Origin of the sequence: Thiothrix unzii (genome assembly GCF_017901175.1) — a bacterium.
Classification (GTDB): domain Bacteria; phylum Pseudomonadota; class Gammaproteobacteria; order Thiotrichales; family Thiotrichaceae; genus Thiothrix; species Thiothrix unzii.
In genome coordinates this window covers 2,415,276-2,433,192 of record NZ_CP072793.1, presented here as the reverse complement: position 1 = coordinate 2,433,192, position 17,917 = coordinate 2,415,276, and the positions used below count along the sequence as shown (strand labels likewise).

At 52.2% G+C, this 17,917-nt stretch carries 19 protein-coding genes; 10 read left to right on the top strand and 9 right to left on the bottom strand.

All coding sequences use genetic code 11. The features are described from left to right. The first annotated feature begins 224 nt into the window (after nucleotides 1-224). Nucleotides 225-950, top strand: a complete 726-nt coding sequence (locus tag J9260_RS12105; RefSeq protein WP_210218013.1) for a hypothetical protein — start codon at nucleotides 225-227, stop codon at nucleotides 948-950. Nucleotides 951-954: 4 nt separating this feature from the next. On the opposite strand, the gene J9260_RS12100 is transcribed toward J9260_RS12105, so the two are convergent. From J9260_RS12100 to J9260_RS12070, 7 genes are all read right to left on the bottom strand, one after another. Next, nucleotides 955-1,392, bottom strand: a complete 438-nt coding sequence (locus J9260_RS12100) for an EVE domain-containing protein (RefSeq protein WP_246499423.1) — start codon at nucleotides 1,390-1,392, stop codon at nucleotides 955-957. 31 nt (nucleotides 1,393-1,423) lie between these two features. Next, the gene (locus J9260_RS12095) at nucleotides 1,424-2,272 is read right to left on the bottom strand and encodes a 23S rRNA (adenine(2030)-N(6))-methyltransferase RlmJ (protein ID WP_210218011.1); all 849 of its coding nucleotides are present in this window, start codon (nucleotides 2,270-2,272) and stop codon (nucleotides 1,424-1,426) included. A gap of 62 nt (nucleotides 2,273-2,334) precedes the next feature. After that, nucleotides 2,335-3,078, bottom strand: a complete 744-nt coding sequence (locus J9260_RS12090) for a hypothetical protein (protein WP_210218010.1) — start codon at nucleotides 3,076-3,078, stop codon at nucleotides 2,335-2,337. Nucleotides 3,079-3,171: 93 nt separating this feature from the next. Then, nucleotides 3,172-3,624: a hypothetical protein gene (locus J9260_RS12085; protein WP_210218009.1), complete on the bottom strand. Its 453-nt coding sequence runs from the start codon at nucleotides 3,622-3,624 to the stop codon at nucleotides 3,172-3,174. An 89-nt stretch (nucleotides 3,625-3,713) separates the two neighbouring features. Continuing rightward, entirely contained in the window at nucleotides 3,714-4,313 is a 600-nt protein-coding gene (locus J9260_RS12080) for a 5-formyltetrahydrofolate cyclo-ligase (RefSeq protein ID WP_210218008.1), read from the bottom strand. Then, the gene (locus J9260_RS12075; protein ID WP_210218007.1) at nucleotides 4,294-4,905 is read right to left on the bottom strand and encodes an FHA domain-containing protein; all 612 of its coding nucleotides are present in this window, start codon (nucleotides 4,903-4,905) and stop codon (nucleotides 4,294-4,296) included. Before J9260_RS12075 ends, J9260_RS12080 begins: the two co-directional genes overlap by 20 nt. A 2-nt stretch (nucleotides 4,906-4,907) precedes the next feature. Next, nucleotides 4,908-6,092, bottom strand: coding sequence for a transglycosylase SLT domain-containing protein (locus J9260_RS12070; RefSeq protein WP_210218006.1), 1,185 nt, complete (start codon nucleotides 6,090-6,092; stop codon nucleotides 4,908-4,910). A gap of 109 nt (nucleotides 6,093-6,201) precedes the next feature. On the opposite strand from J9260_RS12070, the gene J9260_RS12065 reads away from it, so the two are divergent. Genes J9260_RS12065 through dnaQ form a run of 3 tightly spaced genes read left to right on the top strand, consistent with a single transcriptional unit; the run spans nucleotide 6,202 to nucleotide 8,142 of the window. After that, nucleotides 6,202-7,002, top strand: coding sequence for a class I SAM-dependent methyltransferase (locus J9260_RS12065; protein ID WP_210218005.1), 801 nt, complete (start codon nucleotides 6,202-6,204; stop codon nucleotides 7,000-7,002). Then, nucleotides 6,992-7,435, top strand: a complete 444-nt coding sequence (gene rnhA, locus J9260_RS12060; protein WP_210218004.1) for a ribonuclease HI — start codon at nucleotides 6,992-6,994, stop codon at nucleotides 7,433-7,435. Before J9260_RS12065 ends, rnhA begins: the two co-directional genes overlap by 11 nt. Beyond that, a complete protein-coding gene (gene dnaQ / locus J9260_RS12055; RefSeq protein WP_210218003.1) occupies nucleotides 7,432-8,142 on the top strand; it encodes a DNA polymerase III subunit epsilon in 711 nt (236 codons plus the stop codon). Before rnhA ends, dnaQ begins: the two co-directional genes overlap by 4 nt. Here dnaQ and J9260_RS12050 read toward each other — a convergent pair. Then, the gene (locus J9260_RS12050) at nucleotides 8,108-8,878 is read right to left on the bottom strand and encodes a hypothetical protein (RefSeq protein ID WP_210218002.1); all 771 of its coding nucleotides are present in this window, start codon (nucleotides 8,876-8,878) and stop codon (nucleotides 8,108-8,110) included. The two genes, dnaQ and J9260_RS12050, sit on opposite strands and share 35 nt — an antisense overlap. A 128-nt stretch (nucleotides 8,879-9,006) precedes the next feature. Between J9260_RS12050 and J9260_RS12045 the strand changes: the two genes are divergently transcribed. Genes J9260_RS12045 through J9260_RS12025 form a run of 5 tightly spaced genes read left to right on the top strand, consistent with a single transcriptional unit; the run spans nucleotide 9,007 to nucleotide 13,166 of the window. Continuing rightward, nucleotides 9,007-11,862 carry an nSTAND1 domain-containing NTPase gene (locus J9260_RS12045; protein ID WP_210218001.1) on the top strand — a complete coding sequence of 952 codons (2,856 nt, stop codon included), beginning with the start codon at nucleotides 9,007-9,009 and terminating at the stop codon, nucleotides 11,860-11,862. A gap of 46 nt (nucleotides 11,863-11,908) precedes the next feature. Then, nucleotides 11,909-12,070 (top strand): hypothetical protein, encoded by a 162-nt coding sequence (locus J9260_RS12040; RefSeq protein ID WP_210218000.1) that lies wholly within the window; start codon nucleotides 11,909-11,911, stop codon nucleotides 12,068-12,070. After that, the gene (locus tag J9260_RS12035; protein WP_210217999.1) at nucleotides 12,063-12,461 is read left to right on the top strand and encodes an endonuclease domain-containing protein; all 399 of its coding nucleotides are present in this window, start codon (nucleotides 12,063-12,065) and stop codon (nucleotides 12,459-12,461) included. The genes J9260_RS12040 and J9260_RS12035 overlap by 8 nt, the downstream gene beginning before the upstream one ends. A gap of 40 nt (nucleotides 12,462-12,501) precedes the next feature. Further along, nucleotides 12,502-12,729 carry an AbrB/MazE/SpoVT family DNA-binding domain-containing protein gene (locus J9260_RS12030; protein WP_210217998.1) on the top strand — a complete coding sequence of 76 codons (228 nt, stop codon included), beginning with the start codon at nucleotides 12,502-12,504 and terminating at the stop codon, nucleotides 12,727-12,729. Continuing rightward, complete coding sequence (locus J9260_RS12025) at nucleotides 12,726-13,166, top strand: PIN domain-containing protein (RefSeq protein WP_210217997.1); 441 nt, start codon at nucleotides 12,726-12,728, stop codon at nucleotides 13,164-13,166. Before J9260_RS12030 ends, J9260_RS12025 begins: the two co-directional genes overlap by 4 nt. On the opposite strand, the gene J9260_RS12020 is transcribed toward J9260_RS12025, so the two are convergent. Then, nucleotides 13,161-16,052, bottom strand: a complete 2,892-nt coding sequence (locus J9260_RS12020) for an AMP-binding protein (RefSeq protein WP_210217996.1) — start codon at nucleotides 16,050-16,052, stop codon at nucleotides 13,161-13,163. The two genes, J9260_RS12025 and J9260_RS12020, sit on opposite strands and share 6 nt — an antisense overlap. Before the next feature lie 220 nt (nucleotides 16,053-16,272). Here J9260_RS12020 and J9260_RS12015 point away from each other — a divergent pair, with 220 nt between their 5' ends. Further along, the gene (locus J9260_RS12015) at nucleotides 16,273-17,844 is read left to right on the top strand and encodes a DUF5979 domain-containing protein (RefSeq protein WP_210217995.1); all 1,572 of its coding nucleotides are present in this window, start codon (nucleotides 16,273-16,275) and stop codon (nucleotides 17,842-17,844) included. Nucleotides 17,845-17,917: the final 73 nt, after the last annotated feature.

The window sequence follows — 17,917 nt, the reverse complement described above, 5'->3', positions numbered from 1 at the left end:
CCTACGGTTGTTAGCGCGTCCCTGATAGTTTGTATGTATGAGCAATGTGCCCCGATTTTGCCTATGCTTATCCGTACAGAGAGGAAATTTACCGTTCTGTCAGCCAGTTAGTGGCGTGTAAATGAAGGAATGTTATGTTGCAGTCACGCATTGGTATCATTAAGTTGATTGATGATTGACTGCAATGCGTGGTTTGAACGAAATAACGAAGCCGGAATGACCCCATGTCTAAACTGATTATTAAGCAAGAATTACCCCCGCCATCGGCGCAAGAGCGGCTAGTCGATATATTGCAGGTTATTTTGCCGATTATTCTGTTGATCATCGCGATTGCCGCAGCGGTTTCCCTGTATGTCGCGCCCGATACTGACAGTCTTGGGCAAGGGCAAGCCAGTTTACCCGCTGCTGCGCGTACCAATAGCTTGCCTAATGCTTATCTTGCGCAAGAGCGTGAGCTGAATGCATTAGCCTTGGCATTTGATGATGCGGTGGAAACACAGGCAGAAAGCCATGCAAAAAATGCGGTGTTGGTGCAAAAAGCCGAAGCACTGTTGTCACACGTGAATGCAATGGATGCTTTGGTCGGAACGCTGACCTTAGATGCGCAAGATAAGCAGGTGTTGCTGACCCGCCATCAATACCAAAAGGATTATTGGGAATCTAAGTTGGTGTTCCATCGTTTGCGTATGGCGCGTTTCACCGCAGATACGCCAGCACCTGTTGCGGTTGAAGCTAAAGAGACACCACCTGCGCCGCCAGTGGTTGAAACACAAGTAACTGAGCCGTCGCCAGCACCTGCCAGTGTACCCGAAGCGGTTACGCCGCCAGCCGCAGCGCAACAGCCTGCCAGCCCGGATAAAGCCGCGTTACCACCCGGTGTGCAATTGCCACCAGGTATGTGTCCGCTGTTTGGCCCCGGTGCAGCAGAGTGTAAAGCGGGTAAGCACTAAGCGGTTACTCTAATCCCAGAATGTCATGCCAGTGTTGTGAGGCAACTGGCGTGACCGACAGGCGATTGCCTTTGCGCACCAAAGGCATCTCCGTCAAGGCGGGATGAACTTTGAGTTCGTTCAGGCTGATGGTGCGTTTTAGTTTGCGTACAAATTTGACATCGACACGATACCAGCGCGGGTTTTCACTGGTGCTTTTGGGGTCGTAGTATTTTGCATCAGGGTTACAAGCGGTGTCATCGGGGTAGCCAGCCTTAGCGATTTCAGCAATGCCTACGATACCGGGCACATCACAATTCGAGTGGTAAAAGAATACCTGATCGCCGACTTGCATCTGATCACGCAGCATATTGCGGGCTTGGTAATTGCGCACCCCGTCCCACGGCTCAATATTGACGCGGGCTAAATCATCAATGCTGAAGGCATCAGGTTCTGATTTCATTAACCAATACTGCACGTTTATCTCCGGTGGTTCATTGTTCTGGTGTAATGCGTTGTACACCAAAATGTCCGCTACTGTCAGCCATACGTTGCGCTAACCAAGGTAATGCGTTCTGCATTTGACGAGTCAATTGCCAAGGTGGATTCACCACAAACAAACCGCTGCCCGTCATACCGAGTTGCTCATTATCTGCACTGGTACACAACTCGATTTGTATAACGTCAGGAATCGCCGCCTGCTGTAACGCGCGTGCCATTTGCCTGACCCGCTGGCGTGTAATGACCGGATACCACAATAAATACGTGCCGGTTGCAAAGCGTTTATGAGCCTTGGCAAGCGCACTGACAACGTTGGCGTAATCTTCTTTTAATTCATAAGACGGATCAATCAGCGTCACCGCACGGCGGGTGACGGGTGGTAATAACCCGATTAATCCTGCAAGGCCGTCTTCTTTACGAATTTGGGTACGTTTATCCGCGCCAAAACCTTGCTTAAGTGCCTGATAGTCGCTGGGATGCAATTCAAACAAGCGTAATTGATCCGCAGGGCGCAATAGTTGTGCGGCTAACCAAGGTGAGCCGGGGTAATGTTGGAGCGTTTGTGCATTACCATTGAGCTGGCGAATCGCATGAAGGTATGACTGTAATTCAGCAGGTGCGTTATTAGCAGCTTGCCACACAGGTAAAATACCGCTCTCGTATTCGCGTGTCCGTTGTGCTGTTGATGCCGACAGTTTGTATGAGCCACTACCTGCGTGAGTATCTAAGTAGAAAAAGGGTTTATCTTTGGATTTGTAATAGTCCAGCGTCAGTACCAGCACCAGATGTTTGATGACATCAGCGTGATTACCCGCGTGAAAAGCATGGCGGTAACTTAACAAGGTTGTGTCCTTCAATGCAGCGTCGGCGTAGCTTAAGAACTACGCCGACGTGTGGGCAAGGTTTATTTTGATGCAGGGCCCGGTGCGGTATTGGTCACGACTGGTGCAGCTTCTGGCGTAGCCGGAACGCTGGGTGCAGTAGTAGCAACGGCTGCGGCTGGCGGTGGCTCAACTGCCGGTGGTGTTGGCGTTGTTGCTGTTACCGTCGGCGCAGGTGTTGCTGGTGTTGCAGTTGCAGTGAATGGTGCCGGTGGCGTTATCACGATAGGGGTGGACTGTGACGCAGGAGCCGGAGCTGTTGGTACGGCTACTGGTGCGACAGGAGCAACAACTGCGGGTGCTGCGTTACTAGGCATTGGCATGGCAGGTGCGAGTGGCGCGGTGGGCGGGATCATTCCCGGTGGTAATAATGGTGCTTGCATCGCATTAAAACGTGGCATGTTATTGCCGCGATTCATGCCCGGAAAGCCAGAATTGCCGTTGTTCCAACCCATGTTAGGAATGCTTGGGCCATTATTCCAACCCATATTCGGCATGGAAGGGCCGTTATTCCAAAATGGCATGGAAGAGCCATTGTTCCAGCCGGGAGTGTTGCCCCATGCTGGGCCATTATTCCAACCCATATTAGACATGGGATTCCAAGAAGGGTTATTACCGCTATTAAATCCCATAGGGCCGTTACCCCATGACTGGTTATTACCCCAGTTCATATTGGGATTCATGTCAAAATTGTCAAAGCCCCAGCCACCCGCTTGCGCAGTACTGGCAATGCTGGCGAAGATAATGCTTGCTACGATGTGTTTCATAGGCTTGTTGCTCCTTTTTTTAAAAATGGTCGCGCTAAACGCGCAACAGGCCGGATAAACCGGCCTGTTAAGTATACCCTTTTTAAGGATAGATTAGTTAGCTGCTGGAGCTGCTGTTGCAGGCCCTGGAGCCGCAGCAGCAGGTGCCGGAGCCATAGGTACAGCAGGAACAGGCATCGGAGCCATCATCGGTTGTGGCGCGTAAGGCATTGGAGCCATCATTGGCGCACCGTAAGGCATAGCAGGGTAAGCAGGGTAGCCATTGTTATTGTTACCCATGAATGGCATACCACCGAAGTTGTTATTGTTACCCATGAACGGCATACCGCCCATGAAGCCATTGTTGCCATAGCTATTGTCTTCTTCGTCAAAGCTATCCATCATTTCTTCCATCCAGTACATTGGAGTCCATTCTGGCCAATCGCTTTCTTCGTAGTAAGGGCCTTGAGGACCCATTTTCCATTCGCCGTTGTTGCCACCGAAAAAGTCAGCGTTTGCAGTAGCGGAAAGAGCCAACAGGCTCAAGCCAATCAATAATTTGTTCATCTCAAAGTCTCCTAGTGCGGTTATCTAGCAGTCAGTCTGTTGGCTGACTATGGATTCAATATATCAGTATATTCTAATATAGTCTAGCACTAAAAATGAAAAAATTGCGTCTCTGAAACGAGTCCATTTAATGGAATATCCCACGGCTGACGTACTAATTTATCAATCGCTTGGAAGTCATAAGCAATCCCAATCAAGGGGGGGCGGGAGGTGTGTAACGTGGCTCTGCGCTTAAACGCAAAGGTACGATCATAAAAGCCTCCACCCATTCCCATACGGGTTCCCGAACGGTCAAAAGCCACCAAGGGGGTAACGACCAAATCCAGCCATCGCGCCGCCCGTTGTTGACGGTAATGCGGTAGCGGCTCAGGAATACGGAAACGATTTAACCGAAAGCGCGTCTGGGCATTCCAGCGAATAAACCACAAACGTTTATCGTGCCGAAACGGTGATAGCACCGGCAGGTAAAATTGTTGCCGGGGCAAGGCATGGCGACGTATGCCGCGCGGATCCGCTTCACCGCGTACTGGTAAATACAACGCAATGTGACGGGCATTACGAAATACCGATTGTTGGCGGAGGTGCCGTGCCATTGAGGCGGCGCATTGCTGCTGCACTTGCGGGGTGAGTGCGGCGCGTTGGCGACGCAATAAACGTCGCTGAATGTGTTCAGGTGTGGATGTTGGCATCCGGTGATTTTAAGCAAAATTGAATGGTAACGTCGCCAATTTTAAACTCTTCGCCCGGTTTAAGCGGTTGCGGTGGTGCGCTGGCGGTATTATTTTGATCCAACGCTTGCAGCACATAGCCGTGATGTGGGGTTAACTCGATTAAATAACGTCCACTTTGCAGATTGCCCAAGGTAATACGCTCTTTGGTGAGCGGAATCACGTAGCCGGTTTTGCGTCCGTCGACGATTTTTAGCCAAGCAGGGTAGTGCGGGTCTAGCAGTTTGGGGTGAATCGTCAGGCGTTGCAATTGCGATTCAATGCCTTGGGTGCTGCGAAAAATAATTTGGTATTTACCCAAGCCGATAATATCGCCATCTTCCAGATAGTGCTGCTCAATGCTTTGGTGGTTGACGTAAGTACCGTTGGTGCTGTTGAGGTCTTCCAAAAAACAATCATCACGCACCCGTGTAATTCGTGCGTGCTGCTGGCTGATGGTGCGATCCGGTAAAGGGATTACATTTTTGGCGTGACGACCCAAGGTGACACTGGTGCTATTGAGTGTCAGCCGCTTGATGATTTGCTTTTCCAGTACCACAACCAGTTCGGGCATGATTAGGCATTAACCTTGCGTTTGTAAAGTTGCGCACTACGCAGCTTAGTTTTTACACGGGTGTATTGTGTACCTTTGGCAGCTTTTTTACCAGTTTGGGTTGTGGCTAAGGTATTGTATTGGTGAGCTTTGCTGCTACCCGCGCGAGGTGAGGCTGCTGGTAAAGCGGCAATCACTTGGGTTAGGCGTTGGGCGTGTTCACGCGGCAAAATAATCCGGTTGGAATAACGTGGCGTGGTAATACCTGTGCGGAAGTACGGATTCAGTGCGGTTAAGCTATCAGCATCCAGCCCCGCTTGCATTGCCGCTTGGCGTAAATTGACAGGCTTGTCGATGCGTAATTGCGCCAGTTTTGCCTCGTTCGGGGTGTCAGCTAAGGCAATCCCGTAGCGTTTGGCATTGCGGGTTAATTCTTTAAACGCGAGTAAACGCGGCACGTATTCACGGGTTTCTTTGGGTAACGACAAGCTCCAGAAATCGGTGGGTAAACCTTTGCTGCGGTTGCGGTCGATTTCACGTTGCACCCGGCCTTCGCCGCAATTGTAGGCGGCCAGTGCCAATAACCAGTCACCGTTGAAATCGGCATTGAGCTTTTCCAGATAATTCAACGCCGCGCCGGTTGCCGCAAACGGATCCATCCGGGCATCGTAATCTTTGGCCTGTTGTAAACCGTAGCGTTTGCCGGTGTCGGGGATAAACTGCCACAAACCTGCCGCGCCAGCGTGCGAGAACACATCGGGGTTAAAGGCACTTTCCACGAAAGGTAATAAGGCTAATTCGGTGGGCAGATTACGCCGGTCAACTTCGTGCACGATCATGTGCAGGAACACACTGGCGCGTTCCGATAGCATTCCTAATTGGCGTGGGTTACGTCCGTACTGATTGACGAAACGTTGTACTTGGGCATTATTGGTGTGGTTAGGGAGTTTGAAACCATGAAAAATGCGTTCCCAAGTATCAAAGTCTTGGTCTAACGAGGCTTGCGTTGGGCTATCGCTGCTGGCCGTGCTGCGGTAACTGGCTTTGCGCACTGATGCGGTAGTGGATGCGGTGCGGGTGTCGAGGGATGCTTTTTGGAGCTTTGGAGTATCAGCCGTCGGTTTTTTAACATTACCAGAGCAGCCGGAGCCGCTGAATACAGCCACCAGAGAGGTCGCGACAAGCGCGTAAGTGCTCATTTTTATCATTGTTTTATCCATTCAGCCCATTGTTGTTATGTCGATCCTGATTCGCCGCTATAATTCGCCCGTGGCGGGATCGTTTTTAATGCTCCCGAATATAATACGTGTTTTGCTAATGAACAAGGAAAAACCGCTGAACGTTACCTCTCCATCACTACCTTCCATTGCGGGCGCGTTGGCGTGCCGTCGCTGGTATGCAACGCCCGTGGGTGCGGCAACCTTGGCGCGGCTGCAAACGCATTTGACCCGGATGACGGCGGATGTGTTTGGTTATTACGCTTTGGAAACCGGCGTATTGGCGGGGCAGCACAGTTTTTTGCAGGATTCACGGATTACCAACCGCTTTGTACTCGGCAGTGTTGCGGGTGAAGTGGTCAATTGCCAAGCGCACCCGGATTATTTGCCGATTACTCCCAGCGATGTGGATTTGGTGGTGGCGAGCCATAGCCTCGATTGTTCGCAGCAACCGTATCAGGTGTTGCGGGAAATTGAGCGGGTGTTAGTCCCTGAGGGGCATTGCATTTTGGTGGGGTTTAATCCCTTGAGTTTGCGCGGTATCGGGCAGTGGCGATATGCAGGGCGGCAACAGCATTTGCCGTGCCGGATGTACAGCTCGCGGCGGGTACACGATTGGCTGGGGGTGTTAGGTTTTGAAGTGTTGGAAACGGTAACGGCTGGCTTTTGGCCCGCATTCGGCGGAGATCGAGTGTTTCAGCACACCCGCTGGTTAGAACGTTTGGGTGATCGTTTTCAACCGGGCGTGGGCAGTGTTTACCTGATCCATGCGCAGAAAAAAGTGTCTAACCGCACCCCGTTATTGCCGTCGCGCAAAGTGGCTCCGGTTTTGAGACCGGGGATTATTGTGAATCCGGGAGCAGGGCGCATTTCAGACAAAAGGCGGGATCATGTCGAATAAAGTGGTGGAAATTTTTACCGATGGGGCGTGTCGCGGCAATCCGGGGCCGGGGGGCTGGGGGGCGTTGCTACGCTATAACGGCACGGAACGTGAACTCTACGGCTACCAAGCCGAAGCCACCAATAATCAGATGGAATTGATGGCTGCGATTCAGGGTTTGGAAGCTTTATCCCGCCCGTGCGAGGTGATTTTAACCACCGACTCGCAATACGTCAGACAAGGCATTACCGAATGGATCGCAGGCTGGAAGCGCAAAAACTGGAAAACGGCAGCGGGCAAGCCGGTAAAAAACCAAGATTTGTGGCAGCGTTTAGATCAAGCCGCCGCGCCGCATCAAGTGGATTGGCGTTGGGTCAAAGGCCATAGCGGACACGATGAGAACGAGCGGGTTGACCAACTCGCCAATAAAGCCATTGATGAGAAAAAAGCATGACACGCCAAATTATTCTGGATACGGAAACCACCGGGCTTGACCCCAAAGACGGGCATCGCATTATTGAGGTCGGCTGTGTGGAAATGATTAACCGCCGCCTGACGGGGAATAATTTCCACCACTATTTACAGCCTGACCGTGCGATTGATGCGGAAGCGGAAGCAGTGCATGGAATCAGCAGCGCGTTTCTTGCCGACAAGCCGCGTTTTGAAAATATTGTGGAAGATTTGCTGGCGTATTTGCGTGGAGCAGAATTAATTATCCACAACGCGCCGTTTGACATTGGGTTTTTGAACCATGAGTTGCAACTGGTTGACCCTGCTTACCAACCGATGAGTGCGTATTGCAGCGTTACCGATACCTTGGTCATGGCGCGGCAATTATTCCCCGGTCAACGTGCCAGTTTGGATGCCTTGTGTAAACGCTACGAGATCAATAACGCCCACCGCACCTTGCACGGCGCGTTATTGGATGCGGAGATTTTAGCCGACGTTTACCTTGCAATGACCGGCGGGCAAGTGAGTTTATTGCTGGGTGGCGAAGACGATAGCAACCGCGATGCTGACGGTGGGGCTGGCATCCGTCGGATTACTGCGGATGTCAGCCGCTTGCGGGTAATTGCCGCAGATGACACGGAATTAGCCGCACATGCTGAGCGTGTTGCGGCGATTACTAAATCGGCGGGTAAGTGTTTGTTTGCGGGGTAATAGCTTGGTAAGCCGCATCAAATGATTCGCCTGCATTCATCCGTTGGATCAGCATTAGCACGCCTTGATTGCCTACCGCTGCCAGCCAATTGCGCACAACATGACCTGCTGCGGTGTAGACTGGGCTAACGCCGATACCGTTAAATTGTCTGCTTTGCACTTGCTGCTGGTAGAAACCGACAGCCCCCGTCCATTGCTGCAAGCTGCGAAGTCCCCGAAGCTCTGGGTAACTGGGGTGGGGCATATTGGCAGTTAGCAGGTATTGCCATGCATTTTCTGAATATTCCGGCTCTTGGCTGATGGCGACTGCCAGCCCTTCATTGAACCACTGCGGTAGTTGCTTCCATGCTGCTGGTGTCATGCGTGTGAACAATTCCACATGTGCCCATTCGTGCGCAATGAAATGCCAGTTTAATCCTGTGGGGGATAACAGAATGCGGTCGTCAAGGGCTTCGGCGGTGGAGCCTAGCGTTCCGCCCAGATGGGTGTAACAGTTGACGGTGACACAGGCGTAAACAGGCGGACGGCTACGCACTGAGCCATACGTGATGCCGATAGCGCGTTCCGCTTCCGCCAGGGTTTGAATCAGGCGGGCGCGGGTCATGCCATCCATCGCCGGTTCGACGTGGATGTTGGGGGCAATGGCTTGTAACCCGGCATCGCTGGCATCGGGCAATGCATTGCAGCCACCCAGCAGCAATGCCAGCAACAGCGTCAGAATGGGTAATTGGCGCATGGTTTTCCCCTTGTAGTTATGCCCGGATTTTCAGTGATGTTATCAGCGTATGGAAGGTTTGACTGGTTGTTTTTCCTTATGACAAATGTGCCATAATTCCGTTCATGCCTTCGCTCTGGAAAAATGCAATGACAAGCCCCCAAGTTTTTCTCAGTTACAGCCGCACCAATCTGGACGCGGCGGTTGCTTTACGTTCCGAGCTGGAAAAAGCCGGGTTTACGGTATTCCGCGATGAAGATTCCATCCGCGCTGGTGATAACTGGATGGAACGCTTGCAATCTGCATTGCAAGGTTGTTCTGCCTTCGTGTTGCTGTACGGGCGCGAAGGGGTGCGGCGTTGGGTGGGGGCGGAGGTGCAATATGCTTTGGGGCGCAACCTTTCCCCGCACGATGATGCTTTGCGCTTGCCGATTTTCCCCATTTTGTTGCCGGAAGGCGATTTGCACAGTTTGCCGCCGTTTTTGAGTCTGTTTCAGATTCAACGCTGGCAACCTGAGCAAGCCTTGCCCGTTACGCTGATTCAGGCAATCCGCGATAAGACTGAACTGCTGGATGATAGCAATACTTTTGAGGGCTGCCCGTATTTGGGTTTGAGTGCGTTCCAGCCGGAACACGCCAACCTGTTTTTTGGGCGGCGCGAGGAAACGCTGGACGCGCTCAAACTGCTCGGCACATTGCGCGATGACGTGCGCCCCGACCATATCCGCGTCGATGGGCAATATTGCCGCTGGCTGCAAATCGAGGGCAATAGCGGTTCGGGTAAGTCTTCACTGGTGAATGCCGGGATGTTGCCGCTGATCCAGCAGGGTATCTTGTGGGCGCGGACGGGCTATGAACACTGGCATATCCTCAAGCCGATGATGCCGGGTGAAAAGCCGCTGCAACAATTGGCGGAAGTGTTGGAACATTCGCTATTAGCAGAGCAACACCAGCGCGACATCGGCAAGCGTTATCAAAGCTTGCTGGCGGATGACAAGGCACTGGCGTTGCGCCTGCGTGATTTCAAGCAAGACGGCAAAGCCTTCCTGCTGGTGGTTGACCAGTTTGAGGAACTGTTCACCTTTTCCGACCCGACCGAAAAACTCGCCTTTGATCGCCAGCTTTACGCCGCGCTGCAAGACAAGGATTGCCCGCTGTTTGTGGTTAGCACGGTGCGTATCGACTTTCTGGAGCATTTCGAGCAATTGCCGTGCCTGAAAGAGCTATATCGCCAGCGTTTGTGCGAGCGGTATTTGCTGCCCACTGTGACGCAACGCGGCTTGCAGGAGGCGATTGAGCAACCCGCACGGCTGGCAGGGCTGGATGTGGGTGCGGTGACAACGGTGATGCTCAACGATGCCAAAGGTGAACCGGGGGCGTTGCCGCTGGTGGAAAACGCCTTGCGGGTATTGTGGGAACAGCGCGAAGGCAACCGCCTCAGTGGTGAGTTGTACCTCCGCAAAGGCGGCATTGCCGGGTTGCTGGAAGAGCAGGCGGATGATTTATTGAAACGGCTCGACAGCGATTTGCCCAAAGGCAGAGCCGACGCATTGGAACTGCTGCTGTCACTGACCCGCATTAATGACGAAGGTCGCCACACCCGCCGTCGTTTGCCCTTGGGGGAAGCGCGATTGGCAGCGGGCGGCAAAAAAGCCGACCCGGTGCGCGGGCAAAAAATCATTGACTACCTGAGCGGCAGGCTGGAACCGGATGGCAGCAACCGCAAGGCGAATGGGAGTTTGCGGCTGCTGACCGTGGTGGGGGAAGAAAGAAACCCATCCCCAACCGATAGCGTACTGTCGGTTGATCTCATCCACGAAACCCTGATCCGCGCCAAAGGCAAGGATGAAGCCAGCGGCAAGCTGGTAGGCTACTGGAAAACCCTCTACGACTACATCGACAAGAACCGCGAACGCGGTTTCTACCGTGACCAACTCGCTCGGCAAGCCAAGGAATGGCAGGGCAAATCAGCGTGGGGGCGTTGGTTCAATCTGGCAGGCTGGGGCGAATTACGCGCCTACCGCAAGCTTCGCCCAGAGCGCGGCAGTGTCGATGAACGGTTTCTGCGCCGCAGCCGTCGCATGGCGTGGGTGCAAGGTGGTGCGCTGGCGTTGCTGCTGGGGTTTGTCGGCGAATCCTATTTGTGGACGCTGAACAACGCGCTGCCACCCGGTTATATGCTCACCCAACAGCAATTCCGGCTGGCAAGTTGGGGCTTGTTGCCTGAACCCTTGCCGGAGATGGTCGAGATTCCATTGCCGGAAGGTGAGTTTCAAGTGGGGGACAACGATGCGAACATTGCACCTTGGCTGGAACAACAAGGTGTTTCTAAAGGGCAAGTGAACATGGGGATTCCGCCTGTTATGGCGACGCTGACGGAGGCGTTTGCCTTGGGTAAATACGAAGTGACCTACGCACAGTACGATTATTACGTGTGGTCGCAACAGAGAGCAGATAACCCACCAGCCTATCCCGGTAATCCGCCCAACGAAAATGCACGCGGGCAACGGGCAGTGGTGAATGTATCGTGGGATGATGCTCAGGGTTATTTGCAATGGCTCAGCATCAAAACGGGTGATGCTTACAGTCTGCCAACGGAAGCAGAGTGGGAATATGCTGCCCGTGCCGAGACAATACCGTCCTATTCACCCTATTGGTGGGGTGAGGAAGTTGGGCAGAACAATGCCAATTGTTTGGGCTGTGGTAGCCAATGGGATAATAAATTTGTCGCACCTGTCGGCAGTTTCAAACCCAATTCATTCGGTCTGTATGACACCGCAGGCAATGTGTGGGAATGGACGTGTTCGGAATGGAAAACGGACTTTGATGGCAGCGAAAGCGAATGTGCGAAGCCTGATGCGGCTTCTAACCGTCGTGTGTCGCGGGGCGGTTCGTGGCTCAACGATACGGTGTTCTCGCGCCCGTCCGCCCGCTTCTGGCTCATCGCAGTCCACCGTGACAGCACTGTCGGTTTGCGTGTTTTGCGTGCATCCAGGACTCCTTGAAGAAAATCCTCCCCCAGCCCCTCCTTTTGCAAAGGAGGGGGGTAAGATGTTTTACCTGATTGATTCTACCGAGTGTTTTTCGGCCTCCCCCTTTGAAAAAGGGGGATTGAGGGGGATTTTCTTCACAGCTCATCGGTTTCCTGACACGCTTCACAAAGAAGCAAGTAAGCTGGAGGTGTTAAAATCCATAACCAAAAACCATGCTTGAATACCATCAACATCTGCGTGATCCCGCCCGCGATCTACGCAAGAATCAAACCGAAGCTGAAAAGTTACTGTGGTCAAAACTGCGTCGCAAACAGTTTTGTGGTGTCCAGTTCTACCGCCAAAAACCCATCGCTGGTTTCATCGTCGATTTCTACTGTGCCGCTGCCAATCTCGTGATTGAACTGGACGGCAAGCATCACAGTGAATGTAACCAGCTTGTTTATGACCGGGAAAGAACCCAGCAACTCGAAGCACTTGAGTTGCGTGTCATTCGATTCAGTAATCAGCTTGTCCTGAATAACCTTGAACTTGTCGTTGCAGAAATACAAACCGTCTTACAAAGTCGTAGTGAAGAAGCCCAACATCAATACTTGCATCACCACGTCGAGTGAATTACCATTTTTGTAATTAAGTAATTCAAGGAGTGCCGCTATGCGCAGCACCATCACTTCCCGTGGTCAAACAGTCATCCCCGCCGAAGTCCGGCGTTTCTTCCACCTTTCCGCTGCGGATCGTCTGGAATGGGTGATTGAGAACAATACCATCCGTGTCATTCCGGTACAGGAAAATCCTATTGACGCTTTCCGGGGCAGCAGCAAGCGTAAAGGCTCTACCGCCCAATTGTTGGCAGATCGTGCTTTTGACCGGGAGCGCGAATGAAACGTTACTTGCTGGATACTTCCGCACTTCTGACCTTGCGTGATGATGAAGAGGGGGCAAATACCGTCGCTGACATTCTTCAACAATGCCAATATGGGCAGGCGAAAGTGTTTGCCTGTTTCATGAGCCAGATGGAAATTCTCTATCGTGTTTGGAAGAATGAGGGGGAGCAGGCTGGGCGACTGGCGTATGAGCAGTGCAAATCTCTGCCTATCGAATGGGTTCGTGAGTCGCCGGAATTGCTGGAAAAGGCGGCGGAATTGAAAGCCACCTGTCGGGTTTCACTGGCAGATGCGTGGATTGCCGTCAGTGCGTTGCTGCAAGGCGCGACACTGGTGCATAAAGACCCTGAGTTTGAAACGGTGCAATGCCAACAACTGGCATTGCCGTACAAACCGTTAAAGATTCACGAAGAACATGGGGATTATCGCCTATAAATTCTCCGCTACCTTCCGCGCTGATCCAAAGTCCGTCTTGCCACTCCCCAACTTCGGAATCTCCGCCAGACTGCGAATCGTTGATGGAATCGCCAATGAATTCATCCCGCCTTCTAATAGCTTACGTTTCACCGCCGCTTCGTCATACGCGCCCGCCATCAGTAACACGATCTTTTCGCCCTTCTTATCATCGGGCAAATTGACCGCGACCAATTCCAGTTCCGCATCGCCCAAAATTTGCCGCACTTGCTGTTCAACGGCAGTCAAGCTCACCATTTCCCCGCCGAGTTTGGCAAAGCGTGAATAGCGGTCAACAATGGTCAGGAAGCCGTCTTCATCCACATGCCCCTTGTCGCCAGTTTTGTACCAGCGTTGCCCGTCGAGTTCGGCAATCGCTTGCGCGGTTTTTTCCGGCGCATTCAAATAACCTTTCATGACTTGCGGGCCACCGATCAGGATTAAGCCATCCGCACCCGTCGGCAAAGTTTCCAGCGTATTCGGGTCAACAATGCGGAAACTCGTCCCCGGCAATGGCAAACCCACAGTGCCTTCGCGATTAGCCGCCTGTACTTTCCAATAGCGCGTATCGAGTTGATCCGGCAAATTCACGCTGGCAACGGGTGAGGTTTCGGTTGCGCCATAACCTTCCAGCAATTTCTTGCCGAAACGGTCGAGGAACAGGCGGCGGACTTCCGGCGCAAGCTTTTCCGCCCCTGCCACCACGTAGCGTAAGGATTGGAACATTAGTGGATGCACGCGCGAATTTTTCGCATACAAACGCAAAAACGTCCCCGTCCCAAACAGTAAGGTTGCCTCATAACGCGCCACACCTTTGGCGATATTCACCGCATCGGTCGGGTCGGGGTGGCACACAATCGGAATGCCTTCCGACAACGGCATCAGGGTACTCGCCAGCAAACCAAAAGCGTGGAACGTCGGCAATGTCCCCATGATCACATCGTTATCCAGCGTATTCAACGCATCTGCCACCTGCCGCGCATTTACCGCCAGATTGCGATGGGAAAGCTCAATGCCCTTGGGCGCACCTTCGCTACCGCTGGAAAACAGAATCGCCGCCGTCGTATCCAAATCAATTTTCGGAATGTACAGCCACTGCAACACGCGGGTTGGCAATAACATCACCATCAACAGCGTCGTCAGCAATTGGTGTTTGGGGATTTCCGCTTTCAAATCTTCCAAAAACGTTAACGGGGTGTCGGGCAATATCGCCGGAATATCAATTCCACGTTCTTTCAGCTTATCCAGAAAACGTTTGGAGGTGTAAACCCGTTGCAAGCCCGCCTGCTGCGCCGCGCTATGGATCGATTCGCTGCTGGCGGTAAAATTCAGATTCACAATGGTTTTACCCAGCGTCAGCACCGCCATATTCGCAATCGCCCCACCCGAGCTGGTGGGTAATAGCAAGCCGATATTTTGTTCCGGGCTAAGCTTTTTAATCAGCACCGCAAAGCGAAACACCGCCGTCATAAAACGGTGATGGCTCAACGGTTCGCCGATCACATCCGCCGCCGCCATACGGAAACTCATGCGTTTTGCCGCCCGCAGCCAGTTAACCGGAATCGGGTCGATCAGGTGCGAATACGCTTCCCACGACGCAAACGACAAATCAAACACCTTCTGTTTCAATTCATGCGCAGGAATGGTTTCCGGCAAGGCTTTGCCAAACGACACCACAATGTCACGCTTGAAACCCGACTGGCGATTTTCGCGCAAAAAGCCGCTGGAACGCGAAAAGCGGCTGCCCCACAAACCGTGCAGGTAAAACGGCACAATCACCGCGCCCGTGCCTTTCACCGCTTTCTCATAACCGCGTTTGAATTCGGACAACTGTCCGGTGCGGCTAATCGTGCCTTCGGGGAATAAACACACCACCTCGCCCGCTTTGAGCATTTCCGTGACTTTTTCCAGCGAATCCGCACTTGCCCCGCTGCTGATGGGAATGACACCGAACCAGTTGAGGAAACCTTTTAAATACCAACGTTCGTAATAGCCTTTTTCGATCACGAAATGCAGTTGGCGCGGGCTTGCCATTTGCACCAATGCCCAGTCAATGAAACTGATGTGATTGCCCAGCAATAACACCCCGCCGGATGCAGGCAGGTGTTCAAACCCCAAGACTTTCAAGCGGTAACGCGCATGAAATAGGCGACTAAACACATAGCGCAGCAACGATTGCGGCATTTGGTAAATGGTATACAACGTGCCCATCACGGTGACTAAACTTAACGCCGTCAGTAATACAGGCGTGTCTAGCCCTAACCACAGCAATAATGCGCAGCTACTGGTAAACAGCAACATGATCAGGGTTTGGGTCAGCACATCAATGCGGCTGGCTTTGGTTTGATGCTCCGGGGTGGCGAGGTAAGTCAACAGGGCTTGCAACGGCATAATGAATAAAGCACCCATAGCACCTAACAAGCTCATGATGCCAACGTATACCGTAGTAGAAAGCGGCAGTCCCAAGGCGAGAACACTGCCCATGACACCTAACGCGCCGACAGGAATCAGCCCTGTTTCAATGTGCGTTTGTGGCAGTGCCGCCATCCGCCAACTGATGAAGACAAAAAAGAACACAAAACCCAGCCAAGGCCAGATTTGTTCTTGCAGCATAAGCAAGGTTAGCGTAATGCCCCAGAATACCCCTTTACCTAAGATCGTGAGCCACAAATCAGGGGGGCGACGCACTGTCTGCCAATCGGCTTGTGTGCAGGACGCGCGCTGATAGTTCACCGCACTGAATACGGCAAAAGCTAGGGTGACTAATAAAATAGCCACAGGTTTCCCCGTCCATACTTGGAGGAGGGAACTAATCAGTAAGGCAGCAATAAAAACCATCAACCCGTAAGTGCGTATAGCTTGCAACATGGGGCATCCTCCTCTTTCAAAATGTCGTTGTTATGGGGATGCAAGATAACGTGCAAGTGGCGCATTCTGCAACGTTTGCAGGAGGAATTACCGTTCTTCTGGTTTCGGTTGGGCTGTGTTGAGTAAAATGCTACCATGCTAATAGCCAATAGATTTCTCTAATGAAATCATAAAAATGGCATAAAAATTTACAAAGTATCTGATGAAATAGGGGCTGCTAATGAAAACGATCAACCAATCACAGGCGTTGCAACGCTCATCCTTCGCTATCGGTGTGTGTGCGGCAATGCTGTTTGTGGGCAGTTCGTCCGCGTATGCACTTGATTCTATGACCTTGCCTGCTGGTGTGCCAAAACCGTCATTTGCCGATAGTTTTGTGGTGATTGATGATGCAGGTAATCCTGATGATAACCGTGTAGGTAACTATGGTGGTGTGGGGTATAAGTACCGCGTCAGTCAGACGCAAATTACCGTGGGCGACTGGGTGGCGTTCCTGAATGCTGTTGACCCGGGTAATTCGATGGGGTTTGGACCGATTGGGGCAAGTTGCGGCAATGACTTCTGTTTTGCGGCGTACACCCACAGTGGCGGTACTTGGAGTGTGACACCGTTTAACGAAGATGGTATGGCGATGTCAGCGGCAGAAGCGGCGAAATTACCGATTGATTGGTTGTCTTTGAATATGGTGGCTCGCTACATGAACTGGTTGGCGACCGGGAATATTAACCAAGGGGCTTTTACCTTCAGTGACACGACCTCTGGCAACGCGACCATTACCAGTTTTGATGCGAACTATCCTGGGCCACGTTTGCCGTTGGAAGACGAGTTATATAAGGCTATGTTCTGGGATAAGGCAAAGCAAGCGTATAACGATTATCCCACTAATAACGTACAGGGAGATGGTACGCCAGTATTGGCTGGAATTGATGCCAGTGGTATTCATAACAGTAATGCGGGTGGCGCATTGATTCCGGGTTATGGTGGCACTAAGCACTATGCACAAGTGGGGCAAGAAACTGGCAACCCGTGGGAAGTGCGTGATACGGCGGGCAATCGCCATGAAACCACCTTAGAGCCTAGTGCACCCACCACGACCATTTTACGTGGCGCAGCGGCATTTGGAGCGGTGTCTGCATCAAAGTATGATTTTCGCGATACTTTAGCGGCAGGCAACCGCTATGTGAGTATCGGTTATCGGGTGTGGATGGGGGTTTCCGCACCTTCTGGGGTGTTACATATCAAAAAAGTGGTGGCAAACGGCACAGATACGCAATCATTCAGCTTCAATCTGGATTGTACGGATAATAATTTCGACAAAAATGGCATCCTTGTTAAACACAATGAAACCTATGAATCCGATGCCATGCCTGTGGGAACACAGTGTACAGTGACCGAAGTTACACCAACGGCTCCAACAGGATTTACCTACAGCGCGGCGCAATACGCACCGGGGCAAACGGTGACGATTGAAGAAAATAATCCGAAAATCGTTACCGTTACTAACACGTTGCAGCCAGTCGCCGCACAGAATGTCGATTTGGAAATCACCAAAGTAGCAGATAAGCCGAATGTCGTATCAGGTGATACCGTGCGTTACACCATTACGCTGACTAACAAAGGGCCGGGAGCAGCGACGGGTGTGGAGGTAACGGATCAGTTGCCAGCCGGGGTTACGTATAGTACTCATGCGACACTTAAGGGTGCGTATGACAAGAATACAGGGGGCTGGACTGTCGGGGCGTTAGCAAAAGATGATGTGGTGACGTTGACGATTGATGTGACAGTCGATTAATAAAAATAGTGGCGGCGTTATTAGAGGGGTAATCGCTTTGTTAAAACAATTAGAGTTTGAATTCAGACGCGTA